This window comes from Anaerobutyricum hallii (assembly GCF_900209925.1).
Taxonomy (GTDB): Bacteria; Bacillota; Clostridia; order Lachnospirales; family Lachnospiraceae; genus Anaerobutyricum; species Anaerobutyricum soehngenii.
The window spans coordinates 193,293-214,128 of record NZ_LT907978.1; the positions used below are offsets into that span (position 1 = coordinate 193,293).

Here is a 20,836-nt window from a genome sequence, read left to right on the forward strand (position 1 = left end):
ACAAAAGCGTATGGATTTTAAAGTGGGAGAAGTTATCAAAATGAAAAAGAAGCATCCTTGCGGTGCGAATGAATGGAAGTTACTTAGAGTTGGAATGGATTTTCGGCTGCAATGTATGAAGTGCGGAAGAGAAGTAATGGTTCCGAGAAAGCTTGTAGAAAAGAATTTTCGAGGATATATCAGCCAGGATGTCTAATATGTCTGATCTGTCTGATGGTAAAAATGAATAAAAAAAGAGTAATATCAGAAGAGATTTTGTACAGTAAAATTTTAAAATGAAACTTGAGTTTGTAAAGGTTCTGTGATATAATGGACAACTGTAATGTGTAAAAATCCTTGTTCTCTTAAGTATTTAAGAGAGCCAGAAAGACCAAAAGGAGGTGCAAATGACCATGAATAAGTATGAATTAGCTCTGGTTATTAATGCAAAAATCGAAGATGACGCTAGAACAGATGCCATTGAAAAGATTAAAGCTTTAATCGAAAAATTTGGCGGAGAGATTACTAACGTTGATGAATGGGGTAAGAAGAAATTAGCTTACGAAATTCAGAAGATGAGAGAAGGATATTACTATTTCATCCAATTCGATGCATCAGCTGAGTGTCCAGCAGAGATTGAACGTCGTGTTCGTATCATGGAACCAGTTATGAGATACTTATGCGTTAAACAGGATGCATAACGAATAGGAGGAATTCCATGAATAAAGTAGTTTTGATGGGACGTTTAACCAGAAACCCGGATGTCAGATATTCTCAGGGTGAGAAGGCAACGTGCGTAGCAAGATATACTTTGGCCGTAAACAGAAGATTCCGCAGAGATGGTGAACAGGATGCAGATTTTATCAACTGTGTTGCCTTTGGCAGACAGGGAGAATTTGCAGAGAAGTATCTAAAACAGGGTACAAAGATTGTCATTTCCGGAAGAATTCAGACAGGTAGTTATACCAATCGTGACGGTGTTAAGGTTTATACAACAGATGTTGTTGTTGAAGAACAGGATTTTGCAGAGAGTAAGGCAGCTGCATCCAGCTACACAGGTGGATATCAGCAGCAGGGAGGATATACGAATGCTCCAGAGCCACAGGCTGCACCTGCACCAACAAGCCGTCCAGCCCCAAGTGAGGCAGTGAGCGATGGATTTATGACAATTCCAGAAGGAATTGAAGAAGAACTGCCTTTTATTTAGAGTTAAGGAATTTTAGGAGGTAATATCAATGGCATATAGCAAAGATCGTGGCGATGCTCCAATGAGAAGAAGAGGTGGCCGCAGAAGAAAGAAAGTCTGCATTTTCTGTGCAGATAAAAATGCAGTAATCGATTATAAAGATGTAAATAAATTAAAAAGATACGTATCTGAAAGAGGTAAAATCTTACCTAGAAGAATCACAGGAAACTGTGCAAAACATCAGCGTGCTCTTACAGTAGCAATCAAGAGAGCAAGACACGTATCCTTAATGCCTTACACAGTAGAATAAGATACTGCCATCAGGCGTGACAGATAAAATAAAAAGTCCAGACCATAGCAAATATAAAATATTTGTTTGGGTCTGGGCTTTTTGTTTTTTACAAAAACATTAAAAGATTTATATTTTGGTTAAAGTAGTTGAAAGAGATAAAAAAACGCGCTATACTATTAAATAACAGGAAAAATATTTGTAGTTGTCGGAAGAAAGGGGGAGTCTCGTGTCTAAAATTAGAATTCATCAGGACTCAGGAGATTTATATGTGAATGTTATCAGTGTGAATTCAAGATATGTAGACTTCATCATTCACAATGATCTATCTATAGATATGAAGGTTCCGGTCGGAATGAGTCGAGAGATGATTGAGAGATATGTTCGTCTGAATGAGACGATTATTTTTCAGGAGTATGAGAAGAAGAAAGTCCGAAATCATCAGATGCTTCCAATTACACTTGATTTAGAAGAAGGAAGAATAGTTTATAGAGCAGGTTTGTATCTTCCGTTTCTTGGGAAGACGGATGTTCTTCTGAGAATAAAGTATCTGTCGGATTTTGACAGAGAAGAGACGAAGATTTATATGGAAGATAAGAAGGAACAGGGAAAACATTTGATTATTAAGACGGATAATGATAGTCAGGAGTTTTTAAGATATTGTATAGTTCGTTATTATAAAAAGTGTGCAGCGGTTATTGTTAAGAAAAAAGTGGAAGAGTTTGCTGCGAAGATGGGGCTTGAGTATAATCAGGTGATGATAACCGGTCAGAATCGGCAGTCGGCACTTCGAAGACCAAGACTTTCTTATCAGAATATCGAAATTAAAAATCAGCTGACTTTATGGGGAAGCTGTAACAGGAAGCATAATCTTAAGTTTGACTGGAAGCTGGCGATGCTCCCGATGGAAATTATAGAATATATTATTGTACATGAGTTGACACATTTAAAGGTTATGAACCATTCGGGTAAGTTCTGGAATGAGATGGAAAAGGTTATGCCTGAATATAGAGAATGTCGTATCTGGCTTGAAAAGCATGGGAAAGAGTATGAGATTTTTTAATTAGGATTTGTCTGTAGAGAATAAAAAAGTGTTATAAAAGAAGAAAATAAAGTATAGAGGTACGGAAATAAAAGAGGATAAAGAAAGATAAAGAAGAATACAGAGGATTATAGAAGAATAGATAAAATACATAAGAATAGATAAGGATAGACAAAGAGAGATTAAGATGGAAAAGGAGCTGTTGTAATCAGATGATTTTATATAGAATATAGATTTCTTAATAGAAAGTATTTCTGTATTTTATATAGAAGAATCTTGATACGATAGTTCTTTTTCTGTTTTTTTGATTGCAAATTATATCAGATGTGAGATGCTCCCATCTCTGTAGATGGCGAGCAACAAATCAGTATCAGTGGAACATTCTTGAATGTATAAGCTACATAATAGATATATGAGATTCGAGTTTTATGGTATACTAACGAAGGTAAGATTATGAGTTGTTGCTAGAGAAAAGGAAAATATTTTATTATGAAACTAGATGAGACGAAGAGACAAAAGATTGTACATCCGATACCGCCTCTTTATGATAAAGATTCAAAAATTTTGATATTGGGAAGTTTTCCATCGGTAAAATCCAGAGAAGAGGCATTTTTTTACGGGCATCCTCAGAATCGTTTTTGGAAGCTTTTGGCAGGTGTTTTTTCTGAGAATAAACCGGAAACGATAGAGGAGAAAAGAGAATTTCTTCATAAAAATCATGTAGCTGTATGGGATGTTATCCACAGTTGTGATATTATTGGTTCATCGGATAGCAGTATTCGTAACGTGGTTCCGAATGATTTATCTGAAATATTAGAGAATGCAGATATTAAACAAATATTTTGTAATGGTGCAAAGTCGTATGAGTACTATAGAAAGTATCAAGAGAAGGAAACGGGTAGAAAAGCGGTAAAGCTGCCTTCAACCAGTCCGGCTAATGCAGCTTTTTCTATAGAGAAACTTACAAGAGCGTGGAAGGAAATTTGTGTTCCGTTGCAGGTAGCACCAACAGGAATTGGCGAGGTTTTACTGAATTGGTATGATTATAATGCAAGAATTTTACCATGGAGAAGTGAGCCAACGCCATATCATGTGTGGATTTCAGAGATTATGCTGCAACAGACTAGAGTAGAAGCAGTGAAAAAATATTATGACCGTTGGATGGAAGTGCTGCCGGATGTGAAGGCATTATCTGAAGTTCCGGATGAAGAACTTATGAAGTTGTGGGAAGGGCTTGGTTATTATAATCGAGCAAGGAATTTAAAGGCTGCTGCACTCCAGGTGATGAAGGAGTTTAATGGGAAAATTCCGGCAGATTATTCAAAACTACTATCTCTTAAAGGCATAGGAGAATATACAGCAGGTGCGATTGCATCGATTGCATTTGGAATTCCGGAACCGGCAGTAGATGGAAACGCTCTTCGAATTTTTTCAAGAATTCTTGCTGAAGATGGTGAAATAAATAAAGCTTCGGTTAAAAAGAAAATAAGTCAGGAAGTGCGACGGGTATTGCCGAAGGAACATCCGGGAGACTTTAATCAGGCGTTGATGGATTTAGGTTCTTCGATTTGTATTCCAAATGGAGAACCATTTTGTGAGAATTGCCCATGGGAGTCTATCTGTCAGGCACATAAATATGGACGGGAAACAGATTTTCCAGTGAAAGCGAAAAAGAAACAGAGAAAAATTGAAAAAAAGGCTGTATTTTTAATAGAAGTATCTGATAAGATTATTTTACACAAAAGGGCAGAGAAAGGGCTTTTAAGTGGATTATGGGAATTGCCTAATCTTGATGGCGAGCTTTCTGCAAAAGAGTTATCTGAACAGATGAAAAAATGGGAAATCGGAGATTATATGATAGAGCCATTGGGTGAAGGAAAGCATATTTTTTCTCATGTTGAGTGGCAGATGAGGGGATATCGTCTTCAAATGAGAGATATTTCAGAGAAACTTTTAGAAAAGGAAGAATGGATTGCCGTATCAAGAGAAGATTTAGAAGAAAAATATGCAATTCCTTCAGCATTTGAATGTTATCGGAAACAAATTTATCGGGGATAGATTTATTCAATAAAAGCTCACTCGCTAAAAAGTAGAAAAACATAAAATAAATAAGAAATAAAAATAGAGTTATAGAAAGGAAACATTATGGAGAAATTAATCGTACTTGGAACAGGAAATGCATCCGTTACAAAATGTTATAATACCTGCTCTATTATTCAGGACAAAAAGGGAAGATACTTTATGATAGATGCCGGAGGTGGGAATGGTATACTTACTCAGCTTGAAAAAATGAATATTCCGGTTACAGAGATTCATGATATTTTCCTTACGCATGAACATACGGATCATCTTTTAGGCATGATCTGGATGATTCGTGTGATTGGTCAGGCAATTCAAAAGGGAAAATATGAAGGAAACTGTACGATTTATTGTCATGATGGCCTGGTAAATGTACTTAAAACTATTTGTGAGCTGACATTGGTTAAAAAGATTACGAAGCTTATAGGAGACAGAATTATTCTTTGTCCGGTACAGGATGGAGAAGAAAAACAGATTTTAGATTATAAAGTCAAGTTTTTCGATATAAGATCTACAAAAGCAAGGCAATTTGGCTTTGTGACAACTTTAAATAATGGAAAGCGTTTGACATTTTGCGGTGATGAGCCATACCAGGAGCATTGTTTTGAATATGCGTACCAGACAGATTACTTTCTGCATGAAGCTTTTTGCTTAGATAAAGAAAAGGATGAATTTAAGCCATATGAAAAACATCATGGTACGGTAAAAGACAGTGCAGAACTGGCGCAGAAGTTAGAAGTAAAGAATCTGTTATTATGGCATACGGAAGATAAAAATATTCGAAAGAGAAAATCTCTTTATAAAAAAGAAGCCAGGAAATATTATAAAGGAAATGTCTATGTACCGTATGACAGAGAAATTATTGAGTTAAAATAATTTCTCTGGAAATGCAGATAAGAGAATTGCTCATTAGAAATATGTCATGCGTTGCATCAACGTATTTTGCGATAAGAATGCTTTGGCATTCTTAAAATGAAAGGGACAGTTTATGAAATTCAGACCATGTATCGATATACATAATGGAAAAGTGAAACAGATTGTCGGTGGCAGTCTTTTAGATAAGGGAGATTATGCAAAAGATAACTTTGTTTCAGAAAAAGATGGAGATTTTTATGCCGGATTATACAAAGATGCCGGACTAAAAGGGGGGCATATTATTCTTTTAAACCCAGCCGGAAGCCAGTATTATGAGGAAGATGTCAGACAGGCCTGCCTGGCGCTTTCGGCTTATCCGGGAGGACTTCAAATCGGAGGTGGGATGACAGCGGATAATGCGGCATTTTTTCTGGAAAAAGGAGCATCCCACATCATCGTGACTTCCTATGTTTTTAAAGATGGAAAGATTAATTATGAAAACCTTAAAAAAATTGTCGCAGTAACTGGAAAAGAACATCTTGTTCTTGACTTAAGCTGTCGAAAGAAAGGTGAAGATTATTATATCGTCACAGACCGTTGGCAGAAGTTTACCGATGTGAAACTTACAGAAAATGTATTATCTGAACTTGCAGAGTATTGTGATGAATTTCTTGTACATGCAGTAGATGTAGAGGGAAAAGCAGGTGGAATCGAAGAAGATATCGCTGCCTTACTTGGCAATTGGGATGGAATCCCGGTAACCTACGCAGGAGGGGTAAGCTCCTTTGAAGATTTAAGAAAGTTAAAAGAACTTGGGAAAAATAAAGTGGATGTAACCATTGGAAGTGCCCTGGACTTATTTGGCGGGAAGATGCCATTCTCCAAAGTGTTAGACGAGATTAAATACTAATTTATGAGGCGAAAGAGACGAAAATAAAAAGAAGAGACCATCGCAACTGTAAAGATATCGCTGCGTAGAAAATGCCTGTTCGGCATTTTTACTTGCTCCCACATTACATTTGCGATGGTCTCTTCTTTTTATTTTCTGTGCTTTGGCTCCACAAAGAATGTATTCAATAATCTTTGGGAGAGAGAGGGGAGGGGACAGAAGATCGTGGCTTATTCTTATTCTGTCCTTCTGGAGCCAAAATACAGAAAAAAGAAATACTGTCCTATCCCAGATGCGGCTTCGGAGCGAGTTTAAGATGCGGATGAGCATCTTAAACACAGCGACTACAGAGCAGATGGGATAGGACAGTATTTCTTTTTTCGTCTGTTCCAAATCTACAGATCAAGAGTTCTCTTTTGACAAGGCAATTGTGATTCCTTTGTACTTTGCTTTATCCCGCAAAATAGTGCCTTTGTCGGATGCCAGATAAGAACAGGCTGTGGAAACAGATAGGACTCCCGTCTGGCTGGCAACGAATTCGGAAGTCTGAATACCGAGCTGACTGATATCCAGATTTTCGATTTCTTCGGTAGGTATAATCTGTAATGGTACATTTAAATTTGCGGCGGTTCCAATAATTCCGGGTTCATCGGATTTCAGTGGGATGGTTGCAATACATTTTAGAGAAAGAGGGTGAATTCCCTCTTCTTTTAATGTCTGTAAAAGTGCCTCCTCAATCGGTTTTTGTTCCATATTTCTCTTGCAGCCGATGCCGGCGCAGATAGTGCGTGGGCGGAGATAGAGAACTGGAGCTGCCTGTGGAACAGTGGAGTTTGATACAAAAAGCCTCTCATCAATTACTACAGCCGGAATATTGGATTCAATAGTATAGGTTTTGAAAAACTCGGAGAGGGGTAAAATAGCAATCATTCCCCGTTTCTGCTCTGCTGCTAATTCCGGATAAAGTTCCGCAGCATTTTTATCGGTAAAGACGTTTACTTTCTTCCCGGAAAGCAACGCACCGCTGATATGTTTTAACTGTCCGATGTTCTCAATTGCCATATCGTGTTTTTTTGCAAAAGTGTCAAAAGAAAGTTCGCCTGCTACATCGGTTGCGGTAGTGATGACAGCTTCGCCACCGGAAATGACAGCCATTTCACGAGCGAGGTCGTTCGCTCCTCCAAGATGTCCGGAAAGGAGACTGATGGCATATTTTCCTTTCTGATCTAAAACGACAACCGCCGGGTCACTCGTCTTATGTACAATTAGCGGGGCAAGAATACGCACAACGATTCCTGTTGCCATGATGCAGATAAGTGAATCGTATTTGCCAAAGCCTGCTTGCAGATTTTCTTTAAAATTTTCTTTATTATAAATATCACCGGGATGAGCGGCAGCCAGTTTGTGAGCAAGTCTTCCGCCTTCATCGGTGAGGTAAAAATAAGCGGTGTTCATAAATAAATCCTTTCGTTTGCTATAAATATACCCCCACTACGGTTTGGCAATGGGGGTAACTATTATACAATAGTTGTTGTTAATCTAAAGATACCAGTGTCACATCATGCTCATGTTCTTCGAGAATACGGATTAAGTCTTCTGTTTTCAGCCATACAGTAGCAGTATTATCATTTGGATGAACTCCGACAAGACCCGGTTCTTCAAGAAAATGCTTATCGAGATAAAAATGTACTTTCTTTTCCGTATCATTTAAGATGCCAAGAGGTGTTACAGCACCAGGGATAAGCCCCATAATGTCCATAAGATTTTCTTCAGAAGCAAAACTTAGAGGACGGGTTCCATTGGCTTTACGAAATTCTTTTAAATTGACACGCTTGTCTCCACGAACAGTGATAAGATAAAAGTTTTTCTTTTTATCATCGCGTACGAAAAGATTCTTTGCATCGGCCTCCGGATATGGAATATCAACTTCTGCAAGTTCCGCCATGTTATAAACTGCTTTATGCTCTGTAATCTCGTGCCAGATATTATTTTCTTTTAAATACTTATAAATGTCCTGTTTATTCATAATAGAGAATCCTCCTGCTCAATTTTTATATATTAGTGTTTTTTCTATTGTATTAGAGCGTGTTCTAACTCTCTCTTTTTCCAGCTCACAAATCCGTACATATCATTTAAAAGAAAAATTGCAAAATTTACTACAACAGGGATGTAGGCAGGGTTTTCAAGTGAGGCAAGCACCCAGAGTACAATTAACACGATATCGTTTGCGGCATATCCCATAGCGTAGTATGAAGAACGCAGCATAGTAAGTGATGCTGCAACAAAACTTGTTACAATAGACAAGGTACTGAATATAATATTTGGTGTATCCAGCCACATAAGGATATAATAAAAAATACTCGTAACGATAATTGTGCTGATAATTAATCCAATGATATGTTTTTTATTTAATGTTTGAATTGCTACTTCGTTTTCATTTTCTTCGGATGGGTTTTGAAGCCATGTGATCGCTGACCAGACAGCCATCGGCAGAGTCATTCCAAGATAGGTGATCATTTCTCCCCAGTAGTGGAAACGGAAAGAAATGATACCATATAAAATGCAGAAAACAATCATCAGAAACTGTGCCCAGACACTTCCCTTTGCAGCAAAAATCAGTGAAGTGACACCGAGGAGTGCCGAGATTAATGTAAGCAAATCTAAATCATTCGTTGCAAGATTTGAAATGATTACAGCAGCGAGGGAGGCAAGCCAGAGCAGCCATTCCTTTTTTGTCAATGTTTTTAATGGGTTACTTAACATAGAAAACACGATTTTCTTTTCTTGCTGGAGCAGCAGGATACTCTCCATCAACATAACCTAACGCGCAGTGGCCGATTCCCTCATATTCCCCTTCAATACCTAAAGATTTCAGGAAATTTTTACCCCAATCGGATTCAAATTCTTCTTTCGCGCGGTGAATCCAACAGCTTCCGATTCCAAGTTCATGAGCTGCAAGCATAAGGTTGCCCATTACAAGGCTGCCGTCATATACATAGGTTGGACGGCTCTTTTTAGCAAGAACAATCAACATGGCAGGTGCACCGTAAAATGGGTCAAAACCTTCTTTCCAACCACCAATCTCGCAGTTCATTTTAGAAATTTCATCACGTAATTCTTTCTTAGTAACCTGAATGATAATAGGAGACTGCTCGCCCATTCCGCTTGCCGCATAAAGCCCCGCTTCAATAATCTGATCTAAAACTTCCTGCGGAACCATATCCGATTTAAATTTACGGATACTTCTTCTTGTTTTCATTTTATTTAATACGTCACTCATAATTTTCCTCCTTAAAAATTTATATTCATAGGGTTCTTTATATTTTGCTAGTAAAAATGTTACCCTACAATTATAATCGGACATTTATCGTAACGCAACAGGATTTTACTATTTAATTCATTTGGGGGAAACAGACGAAAATAAAAATAATAGACAATAACAAATGTAAAGATATCACTGCGTAGAAAATGCCTGTTCGGCATTTTTACTTGCTCTCACATTACATTTGTTATGGTCTATTCTTTTTATTTTCTGTGTTTTGGCTCCAAAAGGAATGAATTCAATAGTCTTGGGGGAAGAGAAGGGGAGAAGTCAGGAGTCTACTGCTTACTCTCTTCGCTATACTGAAGCTTTTTTCAAGTTTCACTGATGATAAGATGATACTACAGGCTATCGCTGTACATGATGTATTTATCATTATGTTGTCACAATATATTATTTTTCTTGACGTATGTCATGCGTTATATGATGCACATCTCGTAGCAAGATAACTCTAAAGGTGACTACTTTAATTTCTCAGGAAAAGACAATCCACTTTATTTTTACTGTTCGTTAAACTAAGCTTCTGACGATACATCTTCCGAGCAAGCAGTAGTCTTCTGATTTCTCCCCCTTCTGGAGCCAAAACACAGAAAAAAGAAATACTGCCATATCCCAGATGCGGCTTCGGAGCGTGTTTAAGATGCGGATGAGCATCTTAAACACAGCGACTACAGAGCAGATGGGATATGGCAGTATTTCTTTTTTCGTCTGTCTTTAACATCGATACTTTCTTGGTGAAACGCCATATTTCTTTTTAAAGGATCTGTTGAAGTAAGAAATATTATTAAATCCGGTAGCAATTGCAATATCCAAAATAGTATCAGTTGTTGTGGTGAGTAACTCGGCGGCAATTTCCAGGCGATAATCGTTAAGGTATTGAATAAAGCTTATTCCCATAGTTTCTTTGAAAAATTTCATAAAGTAGGACTTACTGTAAAAGCAATAATTTGCGATATCTTCAATCGTAATATTTTCCTGAAAATTGTCGGCGATATAGGATAATATCGTCTTTATTTTTTTGAGAGATTTTTGGTTGATTGGTTTGATTTTATTTTGCCCACAATTTGAAACCAGAGTATATAGTATCTGAAATAAATGTGCTTTGACAGATAGCTGGTAAGCGTAAGGGCGTAAATCACACAGGTGATCGATTTCGTTAATGGCGGTGATGACTGGAGAATAATATGGAGTCTGGTTATTGATTACCGGGCAGATATTAAGGCTGCCTGAAAAAAGTGGCTGAATGAATTTATCGCTGCATAAGTCATAACCGGATGATTTTAAGAGACTGGATTTGAACAGGATATTTTCATATTCCATAATCTCATTGTCTTTTTGGCTGATGGAATGAAGCTGTCCGGGGAGAACAAAGATAATGTCTCCGGCACTGACAGAATAGGTGGTTAAGTCTACACTGACAATACCGATTCCTTTTTTTATAACAATAATTTCGACTTCATCGTGCCAGTGAAGGTTTACCGAATGAAAGTCTAGGGGGATGGAACAAAGATAAGTGTTGTATGGAAAATCGTCTGGAGTATGTGTTTTATTTTCGTGATATATTTTGTATTGAAGTTTATCCATATATATTCCTGTATCGAATTTATGCATTAAATGTATGTGTTAAAGTTACGTCTTAAATTTACGTATGGAATCTAAAGATAAATTCGAGAATTTCCTTTCTTAAATATAGGTAATATGTATGCAGGAGCGTTTGGTATCATATATGTTTTATATCTGTAATACTACTTTACATATTGACAAAGTCGAATGTTAAAAAAAGATAGTATTGTGCAAAAATATAAGACTGTACTGCAATAAATTAAGCTCTAACAGTATTATAATATAATCACAGTAAAAATACACGAGAAACTTTTATGAAATATTCTCGAAATTTCTTTATAAAGTTGTGGGAAATCAAATATAAGGAATTCAGGGAATATATTATCTTTTTAAGGGAGGTATTACAATATGAAATTTTCAGAATTTATAAAAACAGAGTACGGTAAATCCATTTCAGAATGTACAAATGAGGAGCTTTATTATGCATTGCTTACATTAACAAAGAAAATGGCTTCTGGTAAGCAGCATGGTAATTCTAAGAAAAAATTATATTATATATCCGCAGAATTCCTGATCGGAAAGTTATTATCTAATAATCTTATCAATCTTGGAATTTATGACGAGGTGAAGGAAGAGCTTGCGCAGAATGGAAAAAATATTTGTGAAATCGAAGAGTTTGAAAAGGAACCGTCTCTTGGTAACGGAGGACTTGGACGATTAGCAGCTTGCTTTATTGATTCTATTGCGACTTTAGGATTAAACGGCGATGGTGTTGGATTGAATTATCATTTTGGGCTGTTCAGACAGGTTTTTGAAAATAATATGCAGACAACAGTGCCGGATCCATGGCTTACAGAGAAAAGCTGGCTTACAAAAACAGATGTGACATATGACATTAAGTTTAAAGGGATGACAGTAAAATCAAGAATGTATGATATTGATGTTATTGGATATAACAATACATCGAATAAGCTGCATTTATTTGATGTAGAGAGTGTGGATGAAAGTATTGTAGAGGATGGAATTAATTTTAATAAAGAAGATATAAAGAAGAATCTTACTCTTTTCCTTTATCCAGATGACAGTGATGAGGCAGGTCGTATTCTTAGAATTTATCAGCAGTATTTCATGGTTTCCAGTGCGGCACAGTTGATTCTTGATGAATGTGTTGCAAAGGGATGTAACTTGCATGACCTTTCTGATTATGTAGTGATTCAGATTAATGATACCCATCCGACAATGGTTATTCCGGAGCTTATCCGTTTACTTGTGGAAAGAGGGCTTGAGATGGATGAGGCGATTGAAGCGGTAACAAAGAGCTGTGCTTACACAAATCATACGATACTTGCAGAAGCGTTGGAAAAATGGCCGATTTATTACCTGAAAAAAGCAGTGCCGCAGCTTATGCCGATTATCGAAGTTTTAGATGATAAAGTAAGAAGAAAATATCATAATCAGGCAGTATATATTATTGACGGAGAAGAAAGAGTACATATGGCTCATATTGATATTCATTATTCTTCTAGCGTTAATGGAGTGGCATCTTTACATACAGAGATTCTTAAAAATAATGAGCTGCATCATTTTTATGAAATTTATCCGGAGAAGTTTAATAATAAGACAAATGGTATTACTTTTAGAAGATGGCTGTTACACTGCAATCCACAGTTGACAGAACTCATCACATCTCTTATCGGGGATGGATTTAAAAAAGATGCAATGCAGTTGGAAAAACTCTTAGATTATAAAAATGATAAGAAAGTATTAAAACAGATTCTTGAGATAAAGTCTGCTAAGAAAATGGAATTAAAGAAGGCATTGATGGAAAAACAGAATGTTACGATTAATGAAAATTCTATTTTTGATATTCAGATTAAGAGACTGCATGAGTACAAGAGACAGCAGTTAAATGCATTATATGTCATTCATAAATATTTAGAGATTAAGGCAGGAAAGAAACCATCTACACCGATAACCGTTATTTTTGGAGCGAAGGCAGCGCCGGCATACATAATCGCTCAGGATATCATTCATCTTATCCTCTGTCTGCAGCAGCTTATTAATAATGATCCGGAAGTAAGTCCGTATCTTAATGTTGTGATGGTGGAAAATTATAATGTGACATGGGCAGAAAAATTAATTCCAGCCTGCGATATTTCAGAACAGATTTCCCTTGCCTCTAAAGAGGCAAGTGGTACAGGTAATATGAAGTTCATGCTTAACGGTGCGCTTACATTAGGAACAGAAGATGGAGCCAATGTTGAGATTCATGAACTGGTAGGGGACGATAATATTTATATTTTCGGAGATTCCAGTGATACGGTTGTTGAAAGATATGCACAGGGAAGTTATAATGCGGCAAAATATTATAACGAAAATGCGGCAATCAAAGAGGCAGTAGACTTTATCATAGGAGAAGAACTGAAGGCAGTTGGCGATAAAGAACGATTAGAAAGATTATTTAATGAACTTGTATCTAAAGACTGGTTTATGACCTTCCCTGATTTTGATGAGTATGTAAAGACAAGAGAGCAGGCATATGCTGACTATGAAAACAGGGAAGAATGGGTACAGAAAATGCTTGTTAATATCGCAAAAGCAGGATATTTTTCTTCTGACAGAACGATTGAAGAGTATAACAGGGATATCTGGAAGTTAGAGGACTAAGAAACATAGCTAAAAGAAATATTTAGAAATTAAAAGACTAAATAAGATTTAAGAAAAAATTAGATTTTGAGATTTAGAGCATTTTCAAATGTGTTTTAGAAGGAAAATGTAAAATCTCAAAATCTGGGTTCTAATATACTACTTTAACTTAGCACAGCTATGTCGTTCGATAAGCTTATGTGGTACGATAATCTTCGTCGCAAGAAGATTTGGATTTTCTATATGATTGATTACCTGAGAGGCGGCTTCTATTCCTAACTGCACAGAGTTAATGTCGATAGAAGTGAGCCGTGGTGAGGTAAGCCTTGCAAACAGAGAGTTATTAAAAGAGATAATGGAAAGGTCTTTTGGAATGGACAGCCCCATTTCAATACAAACCCGTTCCAGGGCAACTGCAAAGATATCATCGCTGACAAGAATTGCAGTGGGACGATTTTCTCTGTTTAGCAGGTTATAAACGGCCTTTGTATCTTCTTCAGGAATAAAAGGTAACTCTATGATATTATCAGGATCTATGGAAATGCCGTTATTAATAAGGGCGAGCTGGTAGCCGGACTTTCTGTCGGAAGAGAACATAAAGTTGCTGTCGCTGCCTAAATAGGCGATATTTCTATGCCCTAAATTAAGCAGGTACTCTGTCGCTTCTTGTGTTGCAAGAACATTATCGTTATCGACATAGATTGTCTGATTCACAAAATGATACACTTTTCCGATTACAACATACAGTAGTCCTTCGCTGTAGAGATAGTCTACGATAGGGTCATTCTGTTTTGAGTAGGTGATAATAAAACCGTCAATCTGCTCAGATTTCACAAGATTACGAATCACGTTTAAAATTTCAGTATCATCCTGACCGGTGATAATGGTACTCATGTAATTGTGCTGATTACAGAACTGGCTTACTCCCCGGATGATTTCAAGATGAAAAGCATTCTCAAAGGATTCTTTTGGGGAAGGCGGCAATATAATACCAATAGTTTTATTTTTAGGTTCCACATCGGCAGCCTGAAATGTAGGTTCATAGCCTAATGTTTCAATTGCCTTGCGGACTTTTTCTTTTGTTTCACGGCTGATGGAAGGGTGATCTTTGCATACTCGTGAGACTGTGGAAGGGGAAACTCCGGCCAGTGTGGCAACGTCTTTTAATGTGACAGCCATAATAATACCTCCTTATAGGATTATTTTTGGATTATTTATTTCGTATTGTTTCGTATATTATAAATTAACTATGATAATATTATAAATCGATAATATTATAAATCAATGCAATGACAAAGTCAAAGAATTACGCAAAAATAAGAAATGTTTGCACAAAGACAAATGCGGACGCGAAAAAGCAGAAAAGACTATGGGAAAAGTGCATATAAAAGGGTATTGAATTTTGTGCATCATCAACAAAACTGAAAAATATATGGAAAAAAGCAAATTTTAGTATTGCAAAACCATGCAAAAGAGATATAATTATTGCATAAGGTTGCATGAAACAAGCATAAAGTTGCAAAGATTTGCATAGGAGGAAAGAGGATGGAAAGCGAAAACAATTTGTACATAGTGGCGCCGGTCAACGGACAGGTAGTTCCACTGGAGCAGGTTCCAGACCCTGTTTTTGCGGGGAAGGTTCTTGGCGATGGCTGCGCGGTAATTCCAAGTGATGGAAAGATTTACAGTCCAGTTAACGGAGAAGTTTCAACATTAGTTGATACGAAACACGCTTATGGCTTTATGTCAGAAGACGGACTGGAAGTTCTGGTTCATTTTGGAATTGACACGGTAAGCTTGAAGGGAGAGGGATTTATTTCCCATGTAAAAGAAGGCGATAAGGTAAAGGCAGGCGATTTAGTAGCGGAAGTAGATTTTGACTTTATCAAAAGTAAAGAAATGAACCCGATTACCCCAGTACTTATTTATAATGTTTCAGAAGATAAAGAAATGAAGATTTGTGAAGGTCAGGCAGAAGCCGGTAAGACAAAGATTATTTCTTTAGAAGATAAAAAAGAAGATAACAATGCATCTGTGGCAGAAGCAGACGGAAAAGCAGAAAAAGAAACAGGCAAACAAGATAAAAAATCTGGAAAGACTAAAAAATCTGAGAAAGATAAGAAGTCTGAAAAAGTTGAAAATACGCAGGCAACAGATAAAAAAGAAAAGAAAAAATTAAATTTTAACTTTGATTTTCTGCAGAAATTAGGAAAGGTTCTGATGACCGTTATCGCAGTAATGCCCGCAGCAGGATTGATGATAAGTATCGGAAAGCTGGTTGAGATGGCTGGTGCAGATATGCAGCTTGTTCTTACGATAGGAACAGTAATGGAGAATATCGGATGGGCGATTATCAATAACCTCCATATTCTGTTTGCAATTGCAATTGGTGGTTCTTGGGCAAAAGAACGTGCCGGCGGTGCATTTGCAGCGATTATTGCATTTATTTTGATTAATAATATTACCGGTCAGATTTTTGGTGTTACAGCAGATATGTTGAATGATTCTACCGCTGTTGTACATTCTCTTTTTGGAAAAGAGATGTTGGTATCTAGTTACTTTACATCTGTATTAGGAAGCCCGGCATTGAATATGGGTGTTTTCATCGGTATTATTTCTGGTTTTGTCGGTGGAATTATCTATAATAAATACTATAATTTCAGAAAGCTTCCAGATGCTCTTTCCTTCTTTAATGGTAAGAGATTTGTACCTTTAGTTGTTATTTTCTGGTCTGTAATTGTTTCTGTAGTTTTAGCAATTGGATGGCCAGTTGTACAATCAGGAATTAATGCATTTGGTATTTGGATCGCAAACTCATCGGATACCTCACCAGTTCTTGCTCCATTTATTTATGGAACATTAGAGAGATTACTTCTTCCATTTGGACTGCATCACATGTTGACAATTCCAATGAATTACACTTCCTTTGGCGGAACTTATGCGATCCAGACAGGAATCAATGCAGGAAAAGAAGTATTTGGACAGGACCCACTGTGGCTTGCATGGGTAACAGACCTTATTAATTTTAAAGATGCAGGCGATATGGCATCTTACAATCATCTTTTAACAACAGTAACACCTGCAAGATTTAAAGTAGGTCAGATGATTGGTGCAACAGGATTACTTCTTGGTATCACACTTGCCATGTACAGACGTGTTGACCCAGATAAAAAGAAAAAATATAAATCCATGTTCATTTCTACATCATTAGCAGTATTTCTTACTGGTGTAACAGAACCTCTGGAATTTATGTTTATGTTCTGTGCATTACCACTTTACGTTGTATATGCTATTTTACAGGGATGTGCGTTTGCACTTGCAGGAGTGATTCATTTAAGATTACATTCTTTTGGAAACCTTGAGTTTATCACAAGAATATCCATGTCTGTAAAAGCTGGACTTGGAGGAGACATCATCAACTTCGTAATCTGCGTTATTGCATTCTTTATTATCGGATACTTTGTTGCATATTTCATGATAGGAAAGTTTAAATTTGCAACACCAGGCCGTCTTGGAAACTACACAGTAGATGAGGGAGAAGAAGGACAGACTTCTGAGGAATCCGGTAAAGCTGATAAAAAACAAGGAGACGGACAGCCAGAAAGAATTATTGCCTTACTTGGAGGACGTGAAAATATTACACTGGTAGATGCGTGTATGACAAGACTTCGAGTTACCGTAAAGAATCCTGATGAAGTAGCAGATGCAGAAGCATGGAAAAAAGAAGGTGCTTTGGGACTTGTCAAGAAAGACAATGGAATTCAGGCAATTTACGGACCGAAGGCAGATGTGTTAAAATCGGATATTAATGATATTTTATAGAAGAGGTGTTGCTTTATCAAATTACTTACATTAAATACACATAGCCTTGTTGAAGAAAATTATAATCAGAAAATAATAGATTTTGAGGAGGCAGTTCGAAAAGAACTGCCTCAGATTATCGCGCTACAGGAAGTGAATCAGACCTGTGGAGAGATGCCTGCGGACGAAAACGAATTGATGAATTTCGTTCCATGTCAATCCGGGATAATTATTCGTAAAGATAATCATATGTATAATCTAACAAAAGATTTACGGGAAAAAGGAATCGAATACTATTGGACATGGCTTCCTATAAAAATAGGATATGATAAATATGATGAAGGAATCGGCATCATGAGCCGGAGTCCGATTAAAGATACAAAGGTTATTACTATCAGCAGCATGGACGATTATAATAACTGGAAGACCCGCAAGATTGTCGGAATCTGTACAGAAGAAGCCCCCGAAGAATGGTTTTACAGTGTTCATTTTGGCTGGTGGGAAGACGAGGATAACACCTTTGAAGAACAATGGAAAGTTATGCGGGAGCATTTGGGCGAACAGAGAAAAGTATGGATTATGGGAGACTTTAATAATCCTGCGGAAGTTCGTGATGAAGGATATGATCTGATAAAGAAATCAGGCTGGCAGGACAGTTATATTGCTGCCCGACAAAAGGATAATGGTTTCACAGTAGAGCAGGTAATTGATGGCTGGCGTGAAAAAATAAAGGACACCAGAGGCATGCGTATTGACCAGATATGGTGTAATAAAGATGTGAAAATTAGCTCATCAGAAGTGATATTTAACGGGAAAAATTATCCGGTAGTATCGGACCATTATGGGGTGTTAGTTAATTGTTAATTGTCCACTATCTACTATGGTAGTGGTTTTCCGCTTATGATAAGCGAAAGGAGATTTTATGAAAAGAAGCGCAGGAATTTTACTTTCCGTATCAAGCCTTCCGTCAAAATATGGAATAGGATGTTTCTCAGAAGCGGCGTATAAATTCGTAGACTGGTTAAAAGAAGCAGGACAGACATACTGGCAAATTCTCCCGTTGGGACCAACAAGCTATGGAGATTCACCATACCAGTCTTTTTCCACATTTGCAGGAAATCCTTATTTTATAAGTTTGGAGGAATTCGTAAATCAGGGGTTGCTCACAAGGGAAGAATGTAATGCGGCAGATTTCGAATCTAATATTGATAAAGTTGATTATGAGAAATTATATAAAAGCAGATACGCATTACTGCATAAAGCATATGAAAAATGTGATGTAGAAAAAAATGCAGATTTTTTAGAATTTTGCAGGAAAAATGAGTGGATTGAAGATTATGCTCTGTTCATGGCAATCAAAGATAAATGTAAAGGCACAGCATGGGCTGAATGGGAAGAAGACATTCGTTTAAGAAAAACAGATGCATTAAAAAAGTATAGTGATAAATTACGATATGAGGTAAATTATTATAAATTTTTGCAATATAATTTTTACACACAATGGGAAAAACTAAAAAAATATGCGAACGAGAAAGGCATACAGATTATCGGAGACATTCCGATTTATGTTGCATTTGACAGTGCAGACACATGGGCGCATCCAGAGTTATTCCAGTTTGATGAAGAAAATATTCCATGTGCTGTCGCAGGCTGTCCGCCAGATGGATTCTCTGCAACCGGTCAGTTGTGGGGAAATCCCCTTTATAAATGGGACTATCATAAAAAGACAGGATACGAATGGTGGATTTCCAGAATGAAGCACTGTTTTGAACTGTATGATGTAGTGCGAATCGACCATTTCAGAGGATTTGATGAATATTATTCTATTCCATATGGAAATGAAACAGCAATCGGTGGTCATTGGGAAAAAGGACCGGGAATAGAATTATTCAGAGCGATAGAAAAGGCATTAGGTAAAAAAGACGTAATTGTCGAAGATTTGGGATTTATGACAAACTCCGTACGACAATTAGTAAAAGAAAGCGGATTTCCAAATATGAAAGTATTAGAGTTTGCCTTTGATGCAAGAGATATTGGTGGAGGAAGTGAATACCTTCCACATACTTATGATGAGAACTGTGTCGCTTACACAGGAACCCATGATAACCAGACAGTAAAATCCTGGTTTGAAACAATCACAGATGAAGAAAGACAGATGGTAAGGGATTATCTCTGTGATACTTACACACCAGACGAAAAAATCTATAAACCATTTATTGGAACTTTAATGAGAAGTAAAGCAAATGTCTGCATTATTCCTATGCAGGATTATCTGGGATATGGAGATGAATGTCGAATGAATACACCTTCTACAGTTGGAGAGAATTGGAGATGGCGGATGAAGGAAACAGATATGAGCGAGGCTTTGAAAGCGGAAATCTGCAGGATTACAACATTATGCGGAAGAAGGCATATTTTTGACAGGACATAGTAATTCTATAATATGATAAAAACCACGATGTTGGAAATTTTTACATAACTATAGAAAAATTAGAAAAGGATATATATGAAATCAATTATTGAATGGAATCGTATGATGGAGGGAAAGTTATATAATCCCTATAAGGTTGGCGATGATTCCTGGGAGAATATTCGAGAAGCTTTAAAACTTTTTAATGAATCTAAATTCTGGAAAGATAGCAGTGCATTGGAGAATTTAAAACAATTTTTAGGTTCTGCCCCGGATGACTTGGTATTAACTCCTCCTGTTTACTTTGATCATGGAGACAGAATTTTTTTTGGAAAGCATTTTTATGCAAATACAGATCTTACTATTTTGGATGAAAATAAGGTTATCTTTGGTGATAACGTTTTTCTTGCACCGCATGTTAGTATTTATACTGCTGGACATCCTATTGACGCAGAAATCAGAAATACACATGTTGAATATGCGAAGCCTGTTACTATCGGCTCAGATGTATGGATAGGAGGTAACACCGTTATTAATCCCGGTGTTACCATAGGCAGTAATGCTGTCATTGGTTCAGGCTCCGTTGTGACAAAAGATATTCCTGATAATACGGTTGCTGCGGGAAACCCATGCAAAGTAATTCGACCAATCACGCAGGAAGATAAAAATTATTGGACAATACAATATGAAGAATACAAAACAGCATCTGATTGAACAAAAGTGAGAATACTTGAATTGGCTACTTGAATATGTTATACTGACAGTAGCTAAGAAA

The 20,836-nt window shown here is 36.9% G+C and carries 19 protein-coding genes; 13 read left to right on the forward strand and 6 right to left on the reverse strand.

Annotated features, from left to right (window positions below; genetic code table 11):
* Positions 1-10 precede the first annotated feature (10 nt).
* From EHLA_RS00890 to hisA, 8 genes are all read left to right on the forward strand, one after another.
* The gene (locus EHLA_RS00890) at positions 11-196 is read left to right on the forward strand and encodes a DUF951 domain-containing protein (protein WP_021907032.1); all 186 of its coding nucleotides are present in this window, start codon (positions 11-13) and stop codon (positions 194-196) included.
* A gap of 196 nt (positions 197-392) precedes the next feature.
* The gene (gene rpsF, locus EHLA_RS00895; RefSeq protein WP_005344024.1) at positions 393-680 is read left to right on the forward strand and encodes a 30S ribosomal protein S6; all 288 of its coding nucleotides are present in this window, start codon (positions 393-395) and stop codon (positions 678-680) included.
* A 17-nt stretch (positions 681-697) separates the two neighbouring features.
* The gene (locus EHLA_RS00900) at positions 698-1,186 is read left to right on the forward strand and encodes a single-stranded DNA-binding protein (protein ID WP_096238961.1); all 489 of its coding nucleotides are present in this window, start codon (positions 698-700) and stop codon (positions 1,184-1,186) included.
* A 28-nt stretch (positions 1,187-1,214) separates the two neighbouring features.
* The gene (rpsR, locus tag EHLA_RS00905) at positions 1,215-1,475 is read left to right on the forward strand and encodes a 30S ribosomal protein S18 (protein ID WP_005344029.1); all 261 of its coding nucleotides are present in this window, start codon (positions 1,215-1,217) and stop codon (positions 1,473-1,475) included.
* A gap of 208 nt (positions 1,476-1,683) precedes the next feature.
* The gene (locus EHLA_RS00910; RefSeq protein ID WP_123864823.1) at positions 1,684-2,517 is read left to right on the forward strand and encodes a M48 family metallopeptidase; all 834 of its coding nucleotides are present in this window, start codon (positions 1,684-1,686) and stop codon (positions 2,515-2,517) included.
* Between the two features lie 468 nt (positions 2,518-2,985).
* Positions 2,986-4,554 (forward strand): A/G-specific adenine glycosylase, encoded by a 1,569-nt coding sequence (gene mutY / locus EHLA_RS00915; RefSeq protein WP_096238963.1) that lies wholly within the window; start codon positions 2,986-2,988, stop codon positions 4,552-4,554.
* Between the two features lie 87 nt (positions 4,555-4,641).
* A complete protein-coding gene (locus EHLA_RS00920; RefSeq protein ID WP_096238964.1) occupies positions 4,642-5,451 on the forward strand; it encodes an MBL fold metallo-hydrolase in 810 nt (269 codons plus the stop codon).
* Between the two features lie 112 nt (positions 5,452-5,563).
* Entirely contained in the window at positions 5,564-6,340 is a 777-nt protein-coding gene (gene hisA / locus EHLA_RS00925; RefSeq protein ID WP_096238965.1) for a phosphoribosylformimino-5-aminoimidazole carboxamide ribotide isomerase, read from the forward strand.
* 381 nt (positions 6,341-6,721) lie between these two features.
* Here hisA and EHLA_RS00930 read toward each other — a convergent pair whose 3' ends face one another.
* The 5 genes from EHLA_RS00930 to EHLA_RS00950 all read right to left on the reverse strand — a co-directional run bounded on the left by EHLA_RS00930 (position 6,722) and on the right by EHLA_RS00950 (position 11,225).
* On the reverse strand, positions 6,722-7,774 hold the full coding sequence (locus tag EHLA_RS00930) for a cobalt-precorrin 5A hydrolase (protein WP_096238966.1): 1,053 nt from the start codon (positions 7,772-7,774) through the stop codon (positions 6,722-6,724).
* 79 nt (positions 7,775-7,853) lie between these two features.
* On the reverse strand, positions 7,854-8,345 hold the full coding sequence (locus tag EHLA_RS00935; protein WP_096238967.1) for a prolyl-tRNA synthetase associated domain-containing protein: 492 nt from the start codon (positions 8,343-8,345) through the stop codon (positions 7,854-7,856).
* Positions 8,346-8,389: 44 nt separating this feature from the next.
* Entirely contained in the window at positions 8,390-9,082 is a 693-nt protein-coding gene (pnuC, locus tag EHLA_RS00940) for a nicotinamide riboside transporter PnuC (RefSeq protein ID WP_096238968.1), read from the reverse strand.
* The gene (locus tag EHLA_RS00945; protein WP_096238969.1) at positions 9,072-9,599 is read right to left on the reverse strand and encodes a nitroreductase; all 528 of its coding nucleotides are present in this window, start codon (positions 9,597-9,599) and stop codon (positions 9,072-9,074) included. Before EHLA_RS00945 ends, pnuC begins: the two co-directional genes overlap by 11 nt.
* Before the next feature lie 756 nt (positions 9,600-10,355).
* A complete protein-coding gene (locus EHLA_RS00950; RefSeq protein WP_096238970.1) occupies positions 10,356-11,225 on the reverse strand; it encodes an AraC family transcriptional regulator in 870 nt (289 codons plus the stop codon).
* A gap of 387 nt (positions 11,226-11,612) precedes the next feature.
* On the opposite strand from EHLA_RS00950, the gene EHLA_RS00955 reads away from it, so the two are divergent.
* Positions 11,613-13,871 carry a glycogen/starch/alpha-glucan phosphorylase gene (locus EHLA_RS00955; protein ID WP_096238971.1) on the forward strand — a complete coding sequence of 753 codons (2,259 nt, stop codon included), beginning with the start codon at positions 11,613-11,615 and terminating at the stop codon, positions 13,869-13,871.
* A gap of 138 nt (positions 13,872-14,009) precedes the next feature.
* Here EHLA_RS00955 and EHLA_RS00960 read toward each other — a convergent pair whose 3' ends face one another.
* Positions 14,010-15,029: a LacI family DNA-binding transcriptional regulator gene (locus tag EHLA_RS00960; RefSeq protein ID WP_096238972.1), complete on the reverse strand. Its 1,020-nt coding sequence runs from the start codon at positions 15,027-15,029 to the stop codon at positions 14,010-14,012.
* 366 nt (positions 15,030-15,395) lie between these two features.
* Here EHLA_RS00960 and EHLA_RS00965 point away from each other — a divergent pair, with 366 nt between their 5' ends.
* The 4 genes from EHLA_RS00965 to EHLA_RS16950 all read left to right on the forward strand — a co-directional run bounded on the left by EHLA_RS00965 (position 15,396) and on the right by EHLA_RS16950 (position 20,775).
* Positions 15,396-17,672: a PTS transporter subunit IIBC gene (locus tag EHLA_RS00965; RefSeq protein ID WP_096238973.1), complete on the forward strand. Its 2,277-nt coding sequence runs from the start codon at positions 15,396-15,398 to the stop codon at positions 17,670-17,672.
* A 15-nt stretch (positions 17,673-17,687) separates the two neighbouring features.
* Complete coding sequence (locus EHLA_RS00970) at positions 17,688-18,515, forward strand: endonuclease/exonuclease/phosphatase family protein (RefSeq protein WP_096238974.1); 828 nt, start codon at positions 17,688-17,690, stop codon at positions 18,513-18,515.
* 58 nt (positions 18,516-18,573) lie between these two features.
* The gene (malQ, locus tag EHLA_RS00975; RefSeq protein WP_096238975.1) at positions 18,574-20,082 is read left to right on the forward strand and encodes a 4-alpha-glucanotransferase; all 1,509 of its coding nucleotides are present in this window, start codon (positions 18,574-18,576) and stop codon (positions 20,080-20,082) included.
* Between the two features lie 75 nt (positions 20,083-20,157).
* Positions 20,158-20,775, forward strand: a complete 618-nt coding sequence (locus EHLA_RS16950; RefSeq protein WP_197702346.1) for a sugar O-acetyltransferase — start codon at positions 20,158-20,160, stop codon at positions 20,773-20,775.
* Positions 20,776-20,836 lie beyond the last annotated feature (61 nt).